The following is a 15,447-nucleotide window of genomic DNA, read 5'->3' as shown; positions in this document are numbered from 1 at the left end:
TCATTAGACAACACATTACTTAAAATTTAAACTTATGAAAAAAACACTTTGGGTGGTTTTATTGTTATGCTCTTTGAGTGCTATGGCGCAATCTATTAGGATGGAAGGTATTATTAAAGATGGGGGTGGGCAACCACTTGAAATGGCTAACATAATGGCTGTGAATCACAATACCAATGCGATGGATTCCTATGCCATTACTAATGAAAAAGGAAAATATAGTCTTTCTTTAAATAAAAATACTTCGTATAGCATCAATGTGAGCTATTTGGGGATGAAAAGTAAAATAATCGAAATTGTTACAGCTGACGAAAATATTATTCGAAACATCGAATTGGAGCCTGGAGGAATTGAACTCGAAGGTGTTGAGATTGTCCGTGAAATGCCTGTTTCGATCAAAGGAGATACGATTGTTTATAATGCGGATTCCTTTAAATCAGGGACTGAACGCAAGCTAGAAGATGTTTTGAAAAAATTACCAGGCGTTGAGGTAAACGAAGATGGTGAAGTTGAGGTAGAAGGTAAAAAAGTGTCTAAATTAATGGTCGAAGGAAAGGACTTTTTTGATGGTGACACCAAATTAGGAGTCAAAAATATCCCAGCTGATGCGATTGATAAAATACAGGTACTTCGAAATTTTAGTGAAGTAGGCGCGCTCAAAGGTGTTGAAAATAATCAGGATAACATTGCCATGAATATCAAGCTAAAATCGGGAAAGAAGAACTTTTGGTTTGGAGATTTGACTGCTGGAATAGGTGTGGGACATGAGGAAGATCGGTATTTGATTAACCCTAAATTGTTTTATTACAATCCAAAATATAGTGTAAATGTAATTACTAATTTTAATAACATTGGTGAATTACCCCTTACCACTCAAGATTATTTTAAGATGACTGGAGGGTTTAGAGGCGTATCCCGAAAAGGTGGAAGTAGTTTTGATGTGTCCTCGAATGATTTAGGAATTTCTACCATACGTAACAATAGAGCCAAAGAAATCGATACTAAATTTGGTGCGACTAATTTTTCATATAGCGTCAACAAAGCATGGAATTTAAGTGGTTTCGGGATTGTTTCTTCCTCTGGAACCGAAATGGAAACCAAATCACAAATGACTATTTTAAGGTCTGGCGACCAACAAAAAAGTGAACAAACTTCAGTCCAAAAAAGTAATTTTGGAATGGTGAAGTTAAGTTCCAGCTACAAGCCTAATACGAAATTGCAATTTGATTATGATGTTTTAGGAAAATTTTCAAAACAAGATGAAGTTGCTTCTCTTTTTAGAGAATCCATTGTAAATTCAGTTTCCACAGATGAGGATATTTATACGGGTAAAAAGCAAGACCCTACCTCGTTCAATCAAAATTTGAATTTGTATTATACCTTAAACGATAAAAATATTTTTGCTTTTGAAGCACAACATCTTTATCAAGATGAAAATCCTTTTTATAATGCCAATTTACAAACACAACCTTTTGATTTGATAGGGTATGCTTCGGGGCAAAATCGAAATGATTTAAATCAGGACCGATTCGTGAAAACCAATAAAATTGATGCCAAAATAGATTATTACTATATGTTAACGCCTAAAAGCAATGTCAATTTGACCTTAGGTGAAACCTATTCGTATCAAAATTTTAATTCACGTATTTTTCAAATATTAGACAATCAAACGATTAACGATTTGGATGCCTCTCAAAATAACAATCGTGTGAATTATGCTTTTAATGACGTGTATTTGGGGTTGCATTATAAAATCTTAACAGGGAAGTTTACTTTTAATCCAGGGGTGAGTTTGCATTATTATGATATGAATAACCAACAATCAGGTACTGCTTTTCAACAAAATTTTTACAGAGTGTTGCCAGATGTTTTTGCTCTGTACCAAATTAAAAAGTCTGAAAGCTTAACCTACAATTATTCCTTAACTAATAATTTTACAGATATTAATAAGTTGGTTGAAGGGTATGTTTTTTCTAATTACAACAGTCTTACTAGAGGAGATCGTACGTTAGAAAATGCGACTTCACAGGTTCACTCGTTACGTTATTTTAAATACAACATGTATAATTTGGAAAATATTTTTGCTAATGCTTCTTATACTAAAAAAGTAGATGCTGTAAAAAATCGCTCTGTTTTTTCAGGAGTAAATCAAGAATCAATGCCTTATAATTCGGATTTAGCCGATGAAACGTTTTCTGCTTCAGGGAATTACGGTCGTTCATTTTTGAAAAATTACAAAGCCAGTGCTGGTGCTAGTGTAAACTGGTCTAAGTTTAATAACTTTCAAAATAACACACCTACTACAACCGAAAGCATTACACAAAGGTATTCTGTCAAAGCATCAACCAATTATAAAAATTTACCCAACTTAGAATTGGGTTATAATTATACGGTAAATGAATATAACGGAACCACTTTTTATACGGATAGACCTTCAGTTAAGTTAGATTACTATTTTCTTAAAGCGTTTTCTTTTGTGTCTGAATATGAATTTTATAATTATAGAAATGATTCTGGAACCATTAAAAATGAATACGATTTCTTGAGTGCCAGTTTGATTTATCAAAAGAAAAATGCCAAAATGGAATACAAATTATCGGCTACTAATATTTTGAACACTACTTCGCTTAATGATGATAGTTTTACTGAATTTGCTACTAGAACGTCACAATACACGGTTCAACCGCGTTATATTATTTTTTCTATGAAGTATAATTTGTAGTTAATCTGCCTAAAAGGTTTATAAAAACAACTATTGTTCTACAATGAATAATAGTTGTTTTTTGCTTTCTAGTTGGTTTTAATTTTTAATAAAATATCAATAGCGTATTCCGTTACGACTTTTTTGTTTTTTATGATCTCACCACTTGCTGATTTGTAGGTCAATAACAAATTATATTTGTCAGTTTCTATTTTTTGGTTGATTATTTCTAATCCGTTGTTTTTGTTGAATTTAGGATTTGTATTGATGAAATTAAAAATATGAAGAGGGATTTTATCGGTATTTACAATCAAATCAATACCATATTGAGTCTTTTCGCTAGAAATAGAGAAAGGTTTGGCATTAAGTGAAATGCAATTTTTGCAATCTAAGTTCTGATATTGATCTATAGAAAAACTCAAATCATAGCCTTGAATGTTTTCAATCGGTTTCGAGCCATTGTTGTAGTAAGAATAATAAAAATTCTTATCAGCTCTGTTTTCAGATTCATATTGACTTCGATATTGGTATCCTAATGTTTTCATGATGTCATATTCACTTACCTGTTTGTCTTTTTTTATTAAAGGAATTAACTCTTTAGCTGAAGGGATTAAGATCTCAATTTCATAGTTGTCATTTAGAAATTTAATAATACTACTCAAATCTTGTTCTTCTTTAAAGCTAAGTTTTTCTTTTTTAGTTAACATATAAGTTTCAAATCTGTTCAACTGACTTCTTTTGGAAACTGCATCTGCACTTTGAGGCCCCATAATGGTAAGCGCTGCAATGATGGACATGCTTATTGGGATGAATTGAATTTGGGGATTTTTTCTAAAAATAAAGTAAGCTGTTAGTAAACTAAGCCATAATGCTAATGCAAAAACATAATACCTTTCATGGGTAAATCCATATAGGTTGATACGATATAAGATAGCCCAAAACAATAGTCCTAGCAAAGGTACTAGTAGAAAGTAAAACCATTTGTGAAATGTGGCAATCCAAACGTTTTCAGCTTCATTGGCAATGGGATGGATTAGTAATAAAGATAAAATGCCAAAAATAGCAAATACCAAAATCAAGTTCGAAACCCATCCGATGGGTAAGGAAAGCGTGATAATAATTTTTAATTCATACGAAAGTAAAATAATAAGGTAAATGCTAATTAGAGGTACAAGCACATACTGCGTGAATTTTTTTAATCCCATGGGATAATTTAAGACCAAAGATGTTTTAGCTTCATTGATTTCGGGTACACCTGCTAAGAAAAACAAAGTGTTGAAAATCCCTGAAATAATAAAAAATAAATGCAAATAAATTTTATCGTAAAATTCAATCTCAAACAATAAATGCATCGCTAGCAAAGCAAAGGACAATCCAGCGAAAATAACTAGACTGTATAATCCAGCAGTTAATATTCGTAGGAAGAGTTGTTTGTTGAATTCCCAAAAGGAATCTGGACTGTATTTTTTATGAATAAAAGCCGCAAATGAAACCAAGAGGTGCAAGGCCAAGTTTAAAGCTAAAAACTGAAAAATTTCATTTTGTTTTAGTGGTTCTGAAAAATTAAAAACAAATAAGACTACGATTCCTCCAAGTATAAGACTCCATCCAAAACGAAAAATATTGTTTTTTAACTCTTTTGAAAAATACAAACTAAGGGCTAAAAATAATACCAGTCCTAATGAGCAACACAATAAAATTTTTGTGTAAACAGAGTTCATAGGGCTGTTGTATGTTTCCTCTGATAGCCTAATGGCTATAATGGTTCCTAAAACTGCAGTGAGAGTTTCTAATGGAAATCGGATAATGGTATTTTGAGTGGTGTCAATAATTTTTTGGAAGGAAGGAAAACGGACCATAGTTTTATTTTTTTACTAAGTAACAAAAAAAAATGATAGTTTGTCCTACAAAAAAAACGGCTACCTTTTTAGATAGCCGTTTTTTTAATGTATAGTTTGCGTTATTGAATTACAATCCAAAAGCTGCTTTTACTTGGTCAACAAAATCTAATTTTTCCCAAGTAAACAATTCAACAGTTACCGTTTTAGATTCGCCACCAGGAGCTGAGAATGTTTTGGTAACAGTTTCAGGCGTACGTCCCATGTGTCCGTAAGCGGCTGTTTCGCTGTAAATTGGGTTTCTTAATTTTAAACGTTGTTCAATAAAGTAAGGACGCATGTCAAAGATAGCTTCAACTTTTTTAGCGATTTCACCATCCGTTAAGTTTACTTTTGATTTGCCATACGTATTAATGAAAATTCCCATTGGTTGTGCAACCCCAATAGCATAAGATACTTGAACTAAAATTTCGTCAGCAACTCCTGCAGCTACTAAGTTTTTAGCAATATGACGAGTTGCATAAGCAGCACTTCTATCTACTTTAGATGGGTCTTTTCCAGAGAAAGCACCACCACCGTGAGCTCCTTTACCACCGTAAGTGTCCACGATGATTTTTCTACCAGTTAAACCAGTATCTCCGTGAGGACCTCCAATTACAAATTTACCAGTTGGGTTAATGTGGTATTGGATTTTATCGTTAAACAAATGGGCATGTTTTGGGTTTTTAGCAATGATTCTTGGAATCAAAATCTCAACAATGTCTTTTTTGATTTTAGCAAGCATGGCTTCCTCAGTGTCAAAATCGTCGTGTTGTGTAGAAATTACAATGGCATCAATGCGAACGGGTACATTGTCATCACTATATTCTAAAGTTACTTGAGATTTAGCGTCAGGACGCAAATACGTAATTTCGTTGTTTTCACGTCTTAGTGCAGCTAATTCTTGTAGCAATTTGTGAGACAAATCAAGTGCCAATGGCATATAATTGTCAGTTTCATTTGTAGCATACCCAAACATCATTCCTTGGTCACCTGCACCTTGTTCTTCGGGTTTTGAACGATCAACCCCTTGATTAATATCTGCTGATTGCTCGTGAATGGCTGATAAGATACCGCAGGAATTGGCTTCAAACATATATTCACTCTTGGTGTAACCAATTTTACGAATTACGTCGCGTGTAATTTGTTGAACGTCTAGATAAGTATCTGATTTAACTTCACCCGCCAAAATTACTTGACCTGTAGTTACTAATGTTTCACAAGCTACTTTTGAATTAGCATCAAACGCTAAAAAGTTGTCAATTAATGCGTCTGAAATTTGGTCTGCAATCTTATCTGGATGTCCTTCGCTCACAGATTCTGACGTAAATAAATAAGCCATAATAAAATTAATTTTATAATTAAGCGAGAAAAAAAGGATTGCAAAAAAGGACTAAAGAAGCGTTTCTGCTTTAGCATTTTTTTCTACCAAAAAGAATTTGGTACCCATAATCAACTAGGTTCATTATGAAGAGGTTGCAATCAGTTCAAATTTTTCCTCTTTGTATTTTGAGGTGCAAAGGTATGAAACCATTTTGAATTGTAAATTAATCTTAACCAAATTTTTAATTTTATTATCCCCTTTGAAAAAATGCCGTTTTAGACCCAAAGTGATATGTTAATTATTGTGTAATGTTTTGGATTTGCGAAAAATAGTTTGCAAATTTGGTTACCAAAAAATAAAAAAATGAATTTTTCAAGAGCAATAAAGTGCATGTCAAAACAGATTTTTTTCTGCGGGTAACCTATTGCTTAGATACAACATAAAATTGAGCAAGACCTCCCGAGCAATTGGGAGGTTTTTTTTGAAATAACAATCATTAATAAATATCAAACATGAGCACATTTAATTTTGAAACCAATGCCCTGCACGCAGGACACGACGTAACCCAACACGCAGGAACCAGAGCGGTGCCTATTTACCAAACGTCTTCGTATGTGTTTAACAACTCGGAACATGCGGCAAACTTATTTTCGCTGGCTGAAATGGGATATATTTACACGAGATTAAACAATCCAACCAATGATATTTTGGAGCAACGTTTAGCGGCTCTCGAAGGTGGTATTGCGGCTGTTGTAACCGCTTCAGGGACTGCTGCTATCGCAACGGCTTTGTTGACCATGTTAAAAACAGGTGATCATATTGTAGCTTCTAGTAGTTTGTATGGAGGGACTTTTAATTTATTAAGTTCTACATTGCCTAGGTTAGGAATCACCACTACGTTTGTTGATCCTTCGGATGCGGCAAATTTCGCCAATGCAGCTAAGGATAATACCAAAGTGATTTTTGTTGAAAGTTTAGGAAATCCAAAATTGGATGTATTAGATTTGAAAGCCATCTCAGCTGTGGCTCAAGATTTAAAAGTGCCTTTTGTGGTTGATAATACTGTGGCTTCTCCTTATTTGTTGAATCCTATTGCACATGGGGCCAATATCGTTATCCATTCGTTAACAAAATATATTGCGGGTAACGGTACCTCATTAGGAGGTGCGATTATTGATGCTGGTACTTTTGATTGGAGTAGCGGGCGTTTCCCGGAATTTACTGAGCCTAATCCAAGTTATCATGGCTTAGTATATCACGATGCTTTAGGGGCGGCAGCCTTTATCGCTAAGGTGAGAATTGAAGGTTTACGCGATTATGGTGCGGCTTTGAGTCCGTTTAATGCGTTCCAAATTATCCAAGGATTAGAAACGTTGGCTGTTCGTGTTCAAAAACATAGTGAAAACGGTTTGGCTTTAGCGCAATGGTTAGAATCACAAGACCAAGTGGCTTGGGTAAACTATCCTGGATTACCATCGAGTAAGTATTATGATTTAGCACAGCGTTATTTGCCAAAAGGACAAAACGGTTTGGTTACTTTTGGGTTAAAAGGAGGTTTTGATGCCGCTAAAAAAGTAGCCGATGAAACCAAGTTGTTTTCGTTATTAGCCAATATTGGAGATACTAAGTCATTGATTATTCATCCAGCAAGTACCACCCATCAACAATTGTCGGATGAGCAACAATTAGCTTCAGGAGTTTCTAAGGATTTGATTCGTCTGTCTGTAGGGTTGGAAGCTATTGAAGATTTAAAGGCTGATTTAAAAGCTGTTTTTGATACGTTATCATAAACGTATCTTAAGATTGCCTTAATGTTGAATTGGGATTTTCGATCTATTTTTGAATTGTCAAATCAAGGGAGTGGAATAGAGAAGTTTTAAAAGGAACTTGAAGAAAAAGCTCTTGTTTGATTTGTTTTTTTGAAAGAGACTAGAATTTTTTGTTGAAAATCATAATTTACTGTTAATTAGAAATTTTGACTCAAAATTTTATTGAAATAAAAGCAATCATAAAGAAATTTTTATATCTTTGTGGCTCAAAATAATCAGGAAATGAATTTTATTATTTGTAAAAAATCTATGGTACAATTTAAAGAAATCGGCAGGAGTGCGATAGCTTAATTTTTTATATTCAAATAATACAAAAATATAGCGAAAGCCTCCTGAAATTTTCAGGAGGCTTTTTTGTTAAAAAAACAAATAATATTAATTCAAGTTGTAAGAAATGATGGTTACCAACTATACTAAACAGATGAAGCATTTTTCGGTTGTTGTGTTTTTTACACACAAGCTAGTCTGTTGATATCCAAAAGAAAAAATTATATTTATATAAAAACCCTTTTGGTAATCTGAATCCAAAAGGGTTTTTTTTACGTAGATGGTGATTGAAAGCAAACAAAATAACAAACAAATAAAAATTAAGTATAAACAAGTAACAACAAAAATTATGAAAACAAGAAGAATCATTACAGGAGCAATCAATTTATTAAGGGGCAGGCGAGGAGACCGTCCAGGAAATAGAACAGCAGATGAGTTGACAAATACCAGATTCGGTATTACAACTGATGCGAAAATGAAAAAACAAAAAAGTGTGGTAAACACCCTGTTATTAATGTATTCAAAAGAAAATGAAACACTATTTATTTAAAAAGTTTTTTGAAATCATAGAAGGTAACGCAAGTCATTGTTGAATAATTTTTGTTCAGTTGATACTTGCGTTTTTCTTTGCTCTTGATTTAGGCTATAAATCTGAGTGAGCAAAATTTGTTTGTTTAAAAAATTAATGGTTTCTTTGCATCTTAAATGTTCATAAACGTACTGAAATGTTATAAAGAAAGGACGAGGGATTAGACCCGATGATGCCTTAGCAACCCTTCGATTCATCGAAGAAGGTGCTGCATTCTACCTTAAACTGAATTTAGATTGGTTTTAAGGAAAGATAACAACGCTAAATCTTCTAGTTTATGTAACTCACACTTTATAATATTTCCAATACGAATCCACAATAATACAAGATTTGAAATTGGAAAATAAACCAACCAGCATTACGATACATAATTTCACTACCGAGAGTGGTGCAAATTACCCTTTGATTCATTTGTCATTTCAAGTTTTTGGACAAGAATTGCATACTGCGCCTATTGTTTTAATAAATCATGCCTTGACAGGTAATTCCAATATAATTGGAGCGAACGGTTGGTGGAATGATTTAGTAGGTGACCATAAAACAATTGATACTACTAAATATTCTATTTTAGCATTTAATGTCCCTGGAAATGGATATGATGGAGAGTTGATTGAGAATTACCTTGACTTTAATGCCAGAGATGTGGCTCGATTATTTATTCAAGGAATTGAGGAATTGAAGATTGAAAAATTATTTGCTATCGTAGGAGGTTCTGTAGGAGGTGGTATTGCTTGGGAAATGTTAATATTAGCGCCAAAAATAACCCAGCATTTGGTGCCGATTGCAACGGATTGGAAATCGACCGACTGGTTGATTGCCAATTGTTTTTTGCAAGAGCAAATTTTGAATAATTCTTCGAAACCCATTGAGGATGCTCGTATTCATGCCATGTTGTGTTACCGCACTCCGGAATCTTTTAAAGTGAAATTTCAACGAACCACTAACGAAGAGTTAGCGATATTTAATATCGAAAGTTGGTTGCAACATCACGGCAATAAATTGCAAAAGCGATTTCAGTTGAGTTCCTATAAAATGATGAATCAATTACTGAAAACCATTGATGTTACTAGAGGAAGAGGTAATTTTGATAGTTTAGTCAATAAAATTGAAGCTCATATCCACATCGTCGGAATCAATTCGGATTTGTTTTTTACGGCCAAAGAGAATAAAGAAACCTATGAAGAATTAGTTAAACATCACGTAAAAGCTAGTTACAGTGAGATAATTTCAGTACATGGTCACGATGCTTTTTTAATAGAATACGAACAATTAAATAATTTGCTAGCGCCAATTTTTAATTAAAAAAATAGAGATAGAAATGAAGATATTAAAGTTTGGAGGTAAATCCTTGTCTAACGGAGACGGATTAAACAAAGTAGTTTCAATCATTGAAGACAAAGTAAATAAAGGCGAAGAAATTGCAGTTGTAGTTTCAGCACGTGGCAATGCAACCGATGATTTAGAAGCAATATTGGGTGTTGCTGCTGTTAATGGCGATTATAAAACACTATTAGAAAAATTTAAGGCCTACCAACAGTCCACTTATACTGATGTAGATTTGGCTGCGGAGTTTACCATCTTAGAAAAACTTTATGAAGGAGTGAGCTTAATTGGGGATTATAGTGCCAAAATTAAAGATCAGATTTTTTCACAAGGCGAATTGCTTTCGGCTAAATTGCTGACTGCTATTTTGGTAAAAAAAGGCATTACGGCTCAATTTACAGATGCTAGAAATTTGTTGAAAACAGATTCTAAATTTGGTGATGCACAGCCCTTAGACCAACTTTCAAAGAAAAACGTGGTTCAATATTTCAAAGAGCACAAAGGAATTGTAAATATTATCACAGGTTTTATTGGTTCGAATAGTAAAAATGAAACCACAACTTTAGGAAGAAACGGGAGTAATTATACAGCCTCTTTATTGGCGAATTATCTCAACGCAACTGAGCTTCAAAATTACACCCATGTGGATGGTATTTATACCGCTAATCCTGATTTGGTTTCGGATGCTAAAAAAATTGATCACTTGACTTTTAATGAGGCGAATGAGTTGGCAAACTTTGGAGCGACCATTTTACATGCCAAAACTATAATTCCGTTATTGGAAAAAAATATTCCGCTACGTATTTTAAATACGTTTAATCACGAAAATAATGGCACATTAATCACCTCTAATCCAAGTAAGGAAGGAATTAAAACGCTTTCTGTTTTAGAAAATGTAGCTTTGGTCAACTTAGAAGGTCGTGGGCTGCTTGGAAAAACAGGAGTTGATGCACGTATTTTTAGGGTTATGGGAGACAATGATATCAGTGTGAGTATCATTTCGCAAGGTTCTTCAGAAAGAGGAATCGGACTGGTAGTTGCTGCTGATAAAGCTACTAAGGCGATGATTGAATTAGAGAAAGAATTTGAAAATGATTTTTATTCGAAAGATGTTAATAAAATCTCTGTGACGGATGATGTTTCGGTGATTTCGATTATTGGACAGGATTTGAGTACTTTTCATCAGCCCTATACAGCTTTGATTCGCAACAAAATTGTACCTATTTTGTTTAACAATACCGTTACGGGCAAGAACGTGAGTTTGGTCGTTCAAAAATCTGAATTGACTAAGGCGCTCAATGTTATTCATGGAGAGATTTTTGGGGTGTCTAAGAAAATCAATATCGCCATTTTTGGTCACGGACTAGTGGGAGGTACTTTGATTAATCAAATCCTAGAATCAGCCGATGCAATCGAAAAAAGAAAGGGTGTGAAGTTGAATATTTTTGCCATTGCAAATTCCAGCAGTGTGCTGTTGAATAAAAATGGGATTTCGCCTAACTGGAAAAATGAAATTCAAAACAACGGAGTGATTTATACCATGAAGGACATTATCGCTTACGCAAATGAACATCATTTGGCCAACTTAATTGCTGTGGACAATACAGCAAGTGCTGCTTTTGTTGAAAATTACATCACACTAGCCGAAAACGGTTTTGACTTGATTTCGTCGAACAAAGTAGCGAATACTTTGAGTTACGATTTTTATAAAGAATTGCGTGCGACTTTAGAGAAAAATCAAAAAAATTACCTGTACGAAACTAATGTAGGTGCAGGGTTGCCATTGATTGATACTATCAAATTGTTGCATCTTTCTGGTGAAAATATCACTAAAATTAAAGGAGTATTCTCAGGAACATTGAGTTATTTGTTCAATAATTTCTCTGCTAAAGATGTACCATTTAGCGACATTTTGAAAGAAGCTATTGATAATGGCTATACGGAACCAGACCCAAGAGAGGATTTATGCGGAAATGATGTGGGTAGAAAGTTATTGATTTTGGCGAGAGAATTGGATTTGCAAAATGAGTTTGAGGAAGTTCAAATTCAGAATTTAATTCCAGAACATTTACGCGAAGGAAGTGTGGCTGATTTCTTGACCAAATTGAAAGAGTTTGACCCAATTTACAACAAAATAAAATCAGAACAACAGCCGAATCACGTCTTGCGTTATATAGGCGAACTCTCAGGGGATTTGCAAAATGACAAAGGAAATCTAGAAGTGAAACTGGTTTCGGTACCAATGGATACTGCCTTAGGTGGATTGAAAGGCTCGGATTCGTTCTTCGAAATTTATACCGAATCTTATGGAGACCGTCCAATTGTAATTCAAGGAGCAGGAGCAGGTTCAGCGGTTACGGCCAGAGGTGTTTTTGGAGATATTTTGAGAATATCGGATAAAGGATAATTTTGTAGTGTTCAGTGTTCAGGAAGAATTTTTTTTAGTATTCAGTTTTTGAGCATTTAGTATAAAAAAATAAATAAAAAACCATCAAATCAGCGTTTGAAATCCGTTTCATCCGCGTCCATAAATAAGAATATTATGAAAATAACATTAAACAGAGTAAACGAAAACTTCCATTTCGAATTAAAAAACGAAAGAGGACATATAGTAAATGTAGATGCGCGTCCTGATTTTGGAGGAAATGATATGGGGCCAAGCCCAATGGAATTGGTATTGATGGGTGTGGCTGGATGCAGTGGAATTGATATGATTTCGATTCTAAAAAAACAACGTCAGGAAATTACCTCTTTCAAAGCGGAAGTCGAAGGAGTAAGAGAGCAAGTAGGTGATGCTAAACCTTTCAAGAATATTTATGTTGTCTTTTCTTTGGTAGGAAATATCAAAGAAGACAAAGCGGCCAAAGCGGCACAATTGTCTTTTGAAAAATACTGCTCGGTTTCCAAAACGGTTGAACCTACAGCGACCATTCACTACAAAGTGATTTTGAATGGTGTTGAGTTAGCGAAATAGTTAATAGTTATAAGTCATTAGTATAAACTGAAAAAATAGTTGAAGTAAAGTGTTTGCGATTTGAACAATCTTAAACATTTAAACTTTAAACTCTAAACTAAAAATAAAATGAACGAACAAGAATTTGGTTTTGAAACCCAAGCCATACGTAATCATATAGAAAAATCACAATTTCAAGAACACTCAAGTCCTTTGTATTTGTCTTCTAGTTTTGTGTTTGAAGATGCTGAGGATATGAGAGCTTCCTTTACAGAAGAAAAAGTACGTAATATTTACAGTCGTTTTTCTAACCCAAACACAACTGAGTTTGTAGATAAGGTTTGTGCTATGGAAGGCGCTGAGGCTGGTTATGCTTTTGCAACGGGAATGGCAGCGATTTATTCCTCTTTTGCAGCTTTGTTAAATTCAGGTGACCACATTGTATCGGCTGGGAGTGTTTTTGGTTCTACGCATGCGTTGTTTATGACCTATTTTCCAAAATGGAATATTACGACTTCTTATTTTGATATCAATCAGCCGGAAACCATTGAGAGTTTAATTCAGCCTACTACTAAAATTTTGTACGCTGAAACGCCAACAAATCCTGGTGTTGATGTAGTAGATTTGGAATTATTGGGAGCAATTGCTAAAAAGCACAATTTGATTTTAATCATTGATAATTGTTTTGCTACTCCTTATATCCAACAACCTATCAAATACGGGGCGCATATTGTGATTCATTCGGCGACTAAATTGATGGATGGTCAAGGGCGTGTGTTGGGCGGAGTAGCTGTGGGTAATGCCGATTTGATTCGTCAAATCTATCTTTTCTCCCGAAATACTGGGCCTGCTATGTCACCATTTAATGCATGGGTATTGTCCAAAAGTTTGGAGACCCTATCCCTTCGTGTGGAAAGACATTGTGAAAATGCAATGAAAGTAGCTGAGTTTTTAGAAAGTCACCCTAAAGTAAACAGTGTGAAATACCCTTTCTTGAAATCGCATCCTAAATATGAAATCGCCAAAAAGCAAATGCTTTTAGGAGGAAATATTATTGCCTTTGAAATCAAAGGTGGTTTAGAAGCGGGTAGAACTTTTTTGGATAAAATCAAATTGTGTTCGCTATCGGCCAATATTGGTGATGCCAAAACCATTGTAACACATCCAGCATCAACAACGCATAGTAAGTTATCTGCCGAAGAGAAATTAGCGGTTGGAATTACCGAAGGTTTGGTGCGTGTTTCTGTAGGTTTAGAAACCGTAAAAGATGTAATTGCTGATTTGGAGCAAGCGCTTTCTTAATGATTAAAGATTGAAGACTAACGATTTTTGATTGCAGATTTTCTGTAAATCAAAAATCGTTTTTTTTTTATTCATATTTTTTTATCATATTTGATTTTAATTATTCTACTATGATTAAAATTGTTGGTTCAATTAGTACTTTACTTTTATTTTTGTCAACTGTATATTGTGAAAGTAACAAAGATGAATTTGAATTAGAAAAAGCGGTTTTAACTCAAATTTTGCCGAGTTTAGTTGACTCTATTTGTGTAGATAGTAGGATGGTGGAACCTTCTCCAATGTTAGGTGAATTTGTTACTGATAAAAAAGGAGATGTTTTTTTGGATTCTACTAAAATAACAGAAGAGCAAGAAATTAGGTATAAAAAATGGGAAACAAGGAGAGAAGTTGCAAAAAAAGATACTTCTGAAATAATTTTAGCCTTCAATCCTTGGATTAAAAACGATTTTAATCCTTATTTTGACAAAAAGTTATTAGAGGAATTTCCAATTTCAGAATTTTCAGTCAAAGGTAAAGATACCTTAAGGCAATTTCTGTTTGATTATAGTAAAATCAAGCTAAATAATAAATTTAAATTAAAAAATATTTCAGAATTTTCTAATACAGACAATCATCCTTATCTTCTATTTGAACGAAATTATAACTTTGTGTTTTCTGGGATTTTTACTATTTCTAGAATTCAATTTGATAAAGAAAAAACGAAAGGTTTATTTAAAGCTAGTTTTAGTTATTGTGGAAGATGTGGACGAGGTTACAATGTCTATGTAAAAGAAATAAATGGTGTTTGGGAAATTGATAAAATTGAAGATACATGGATATCTTAAATGCTAATTTCCAAATAAAAAATCCTTAATTCAAAATGTTATCTAAAAAAACAAAATACGGAATCAAAGCTTTGACCTTTTTGGCACGCCAAGAAGATCAGACACCTGTGGCTATTGCTGATATAGCAAAGTCTGAAAACATTTCGATTAAGTTTTTAGAAAGTATATTATTGTTGTTGCGTCATTCTGGATTTTTGGGTGCCAAAAAAGGAAAAGGTGGCGGTTATTATTTAATCAAAGAACCTAAGGATATTAACATGGCTAAGGTATATCGCATTCTTGAAGGGCCAATTGCCTTATTGCCATGTGCCAGTCATAATTTTTATGAGCCTTGCGATGATTGCACAGATGAAGCCAGTTGTGCGGTTCGAAAATTGATGACTGAAGTACGTGATAATACTTTGATGATTTTAGAAAATAATAGTTTAGCTGATATTGCTTTTTAAAAGTTTTAGTCC

General features: G+C 33.8%; 11 protein-coding genes and 1 riboswitch. Of the genes, 9 read left to right on the top strand and 2 right to left on the bottom strand.

Going from position 1 to position 15,447, the window contains the following annotated elements:
- Positions 1-34 precede the first annotated feature (34 nt).
- The gene (locus K5R64_RS09885) at positions 35-2,722 is read left to right on the top strand and encodes a TonB-dependent receptor (RefSeq protein WP_220763112.1); all 2,688 of its coding nucleotides are present in this window, start codon (positions 35-37) and stop codon (positions 2,720-2,722) included.
- A 68-nt stretch (positions 2,723-2,790) separates the two neighbouring features.
- Here the strand turns inward: K5R64_RS09885 and K5R64_RS09880 are convergent, their stop codons facing one another.
- Both K5R64_RS09880 and metK read right to left on the bottom strand, forming a co-directional pair.
- The gene (locus K5R64_RS09880; protein WP_220763110.1) at positions 2,791-4,560 is read right to left on the bottom strand and encodes a DUF4153 domain-containing protein; all 1,770 of its coding nucleotides are present in this window, start codon (positions 4,558-4,560) and stop codon (positions 2,791-2,793) included.
- Between the two features lie 109 nt (positions 4,561-4,669).
- Complete coding sequence (gene metK / locus K5R64_RS09875; RefSeq protein WP_220763109.1) at positions 4,670-5,920, bottom strand: methionine adenosyltransferase; 1,251 nt, start codon at positions 5,918-5,920, stop codon at positions 4,670-4,672.
- Positions 5,921-6,414: 494 nt separating this feature from the next.
- On the opposite strand from metK, the gene K5R64_RS09870 reads away from it, so the two are divergent.
- The 8 genes from K5R64_RS09870 (at position 6,415) to K5R64_RS09835 (ending at position 15,435) form a co-directional block, all read left to right on the top strand.
- On the top strand, positions 6,415-7,692 hold the full coding sequence (locus tag K5R64_RS09870) for an O-acetylhomoserine aminocarboxypropyltransferase/cysteine synthase family protein (protein WP_220763108.1): 1,278 nt from the start codon (positions 6,415-6,417) through the stop codon (positions 7,690-7,692).
- A 655-nt stretch (positions 7,693-8,347) separates the two neighbouring features.
- Entirely contained in the window at positions 8,348-8,548 is a 201-nt protein-coding gene (locus K5R64_RS09865) for a hypothetical protein (RefSeq protein WP_220763199.1), read from the top strand.
- 175 nt (positions 8,549-8,723) lie between these two features.
- Positions 8,724-8,846: riboswitch (SAM riboswitch) on the top strand.
- Between the two features lie 77 nt (positions 8,847-8,923).
- The gene (locus tag K5R64_RS09860; RefSeq protein WP_255580341.1) at positions 8,924-9,889 is read left to right on the top strand and encodes an alpha/beta fold hydrolase; all 966 of its coding nucleotides are present in this window, start codon (positions 8,924-8,926) and stop codon (positions 9,887-9,889) included.
- A 16-nt stretch (positions 9,890-9,905) separates the two neighbouring features.
- Positions 9,906-12,317 carry a bifunctional aspartate kinase/homoserine dehydrogenase I gene (gene thrA, locus K5R64_RS09855; RefSeq protein WP_220763106.1) on the top strand — a complete coding sequence of 804 codons (2,412 nt, stop codon included), beginning with the start codon at positions 9,906-9,908 and terminating at the stop codon, positions 12,315-12,317.
- 135 nt (positions 12,318-12,452) lie between these two features.
- Positions 12,453-12,884 carry an OsmC family protein gene (locus tag K5R64_RS09850; protein ID WP_220763105.1) on the top strand — a complete coding sequence of 144 codons (432 nt, stop codon included), beginning with the start codon at positions 12,453-12,455 and terminating at the stop codon, positions 12,882-12,884.
- 108 nt (positions 12,885-12,992) lie between these two features.
- On the top strand, positions 12,993-14,165 hold the full coding sequence (locus K5R64_RS09845) for a PLP-dependent aspartate aminotransferase family protein (RefSeq protein ID WP_220763103.1): 1,173 nt from the start codon (positions 12,993-12,995) through the stop codon (positions 14,163-14,165).
- Between the two features lie 110 nt (positions 14,166-14,275).
- Positions 14,276-14,989, top strand: a complete 714-nt coding sequence (locus tag K5R64_RS09840; RefSeq protein WP_220763102.1) for a hypothetical protein — start codon at positions 14,276-14,278, stop codon at positions 14,987-14,989.
- 35 nt (positions 14,990-15,024) lie between these two features.
- Entirely contained in the window at positions 15,025-15,435 is a 411-nt protein-coding gene (locus K5R64_RS09835; protein WP_220763100.1) for an Rrf2 family transcriptional regulator, read from the top strand.
- The last annotated feature ends 12 nt before the right edge of the window (positions 15,436-15,447 follow it).

The sequence above is a fragment of the Flavobacterium sp. UMI-01 genome (genome assembly GCF_019656315.1).
GTDB lineage: Bacteria > Bacteroidota > Bacteroidia > Flavobacteriales > Flavobacteriaceae > Flavobacterium.
The sequence above is the reverse complement of the archived record's forward strand: the minus strand, read 5'-3'. Positions and strand labels throughout refer to the sequence as shown.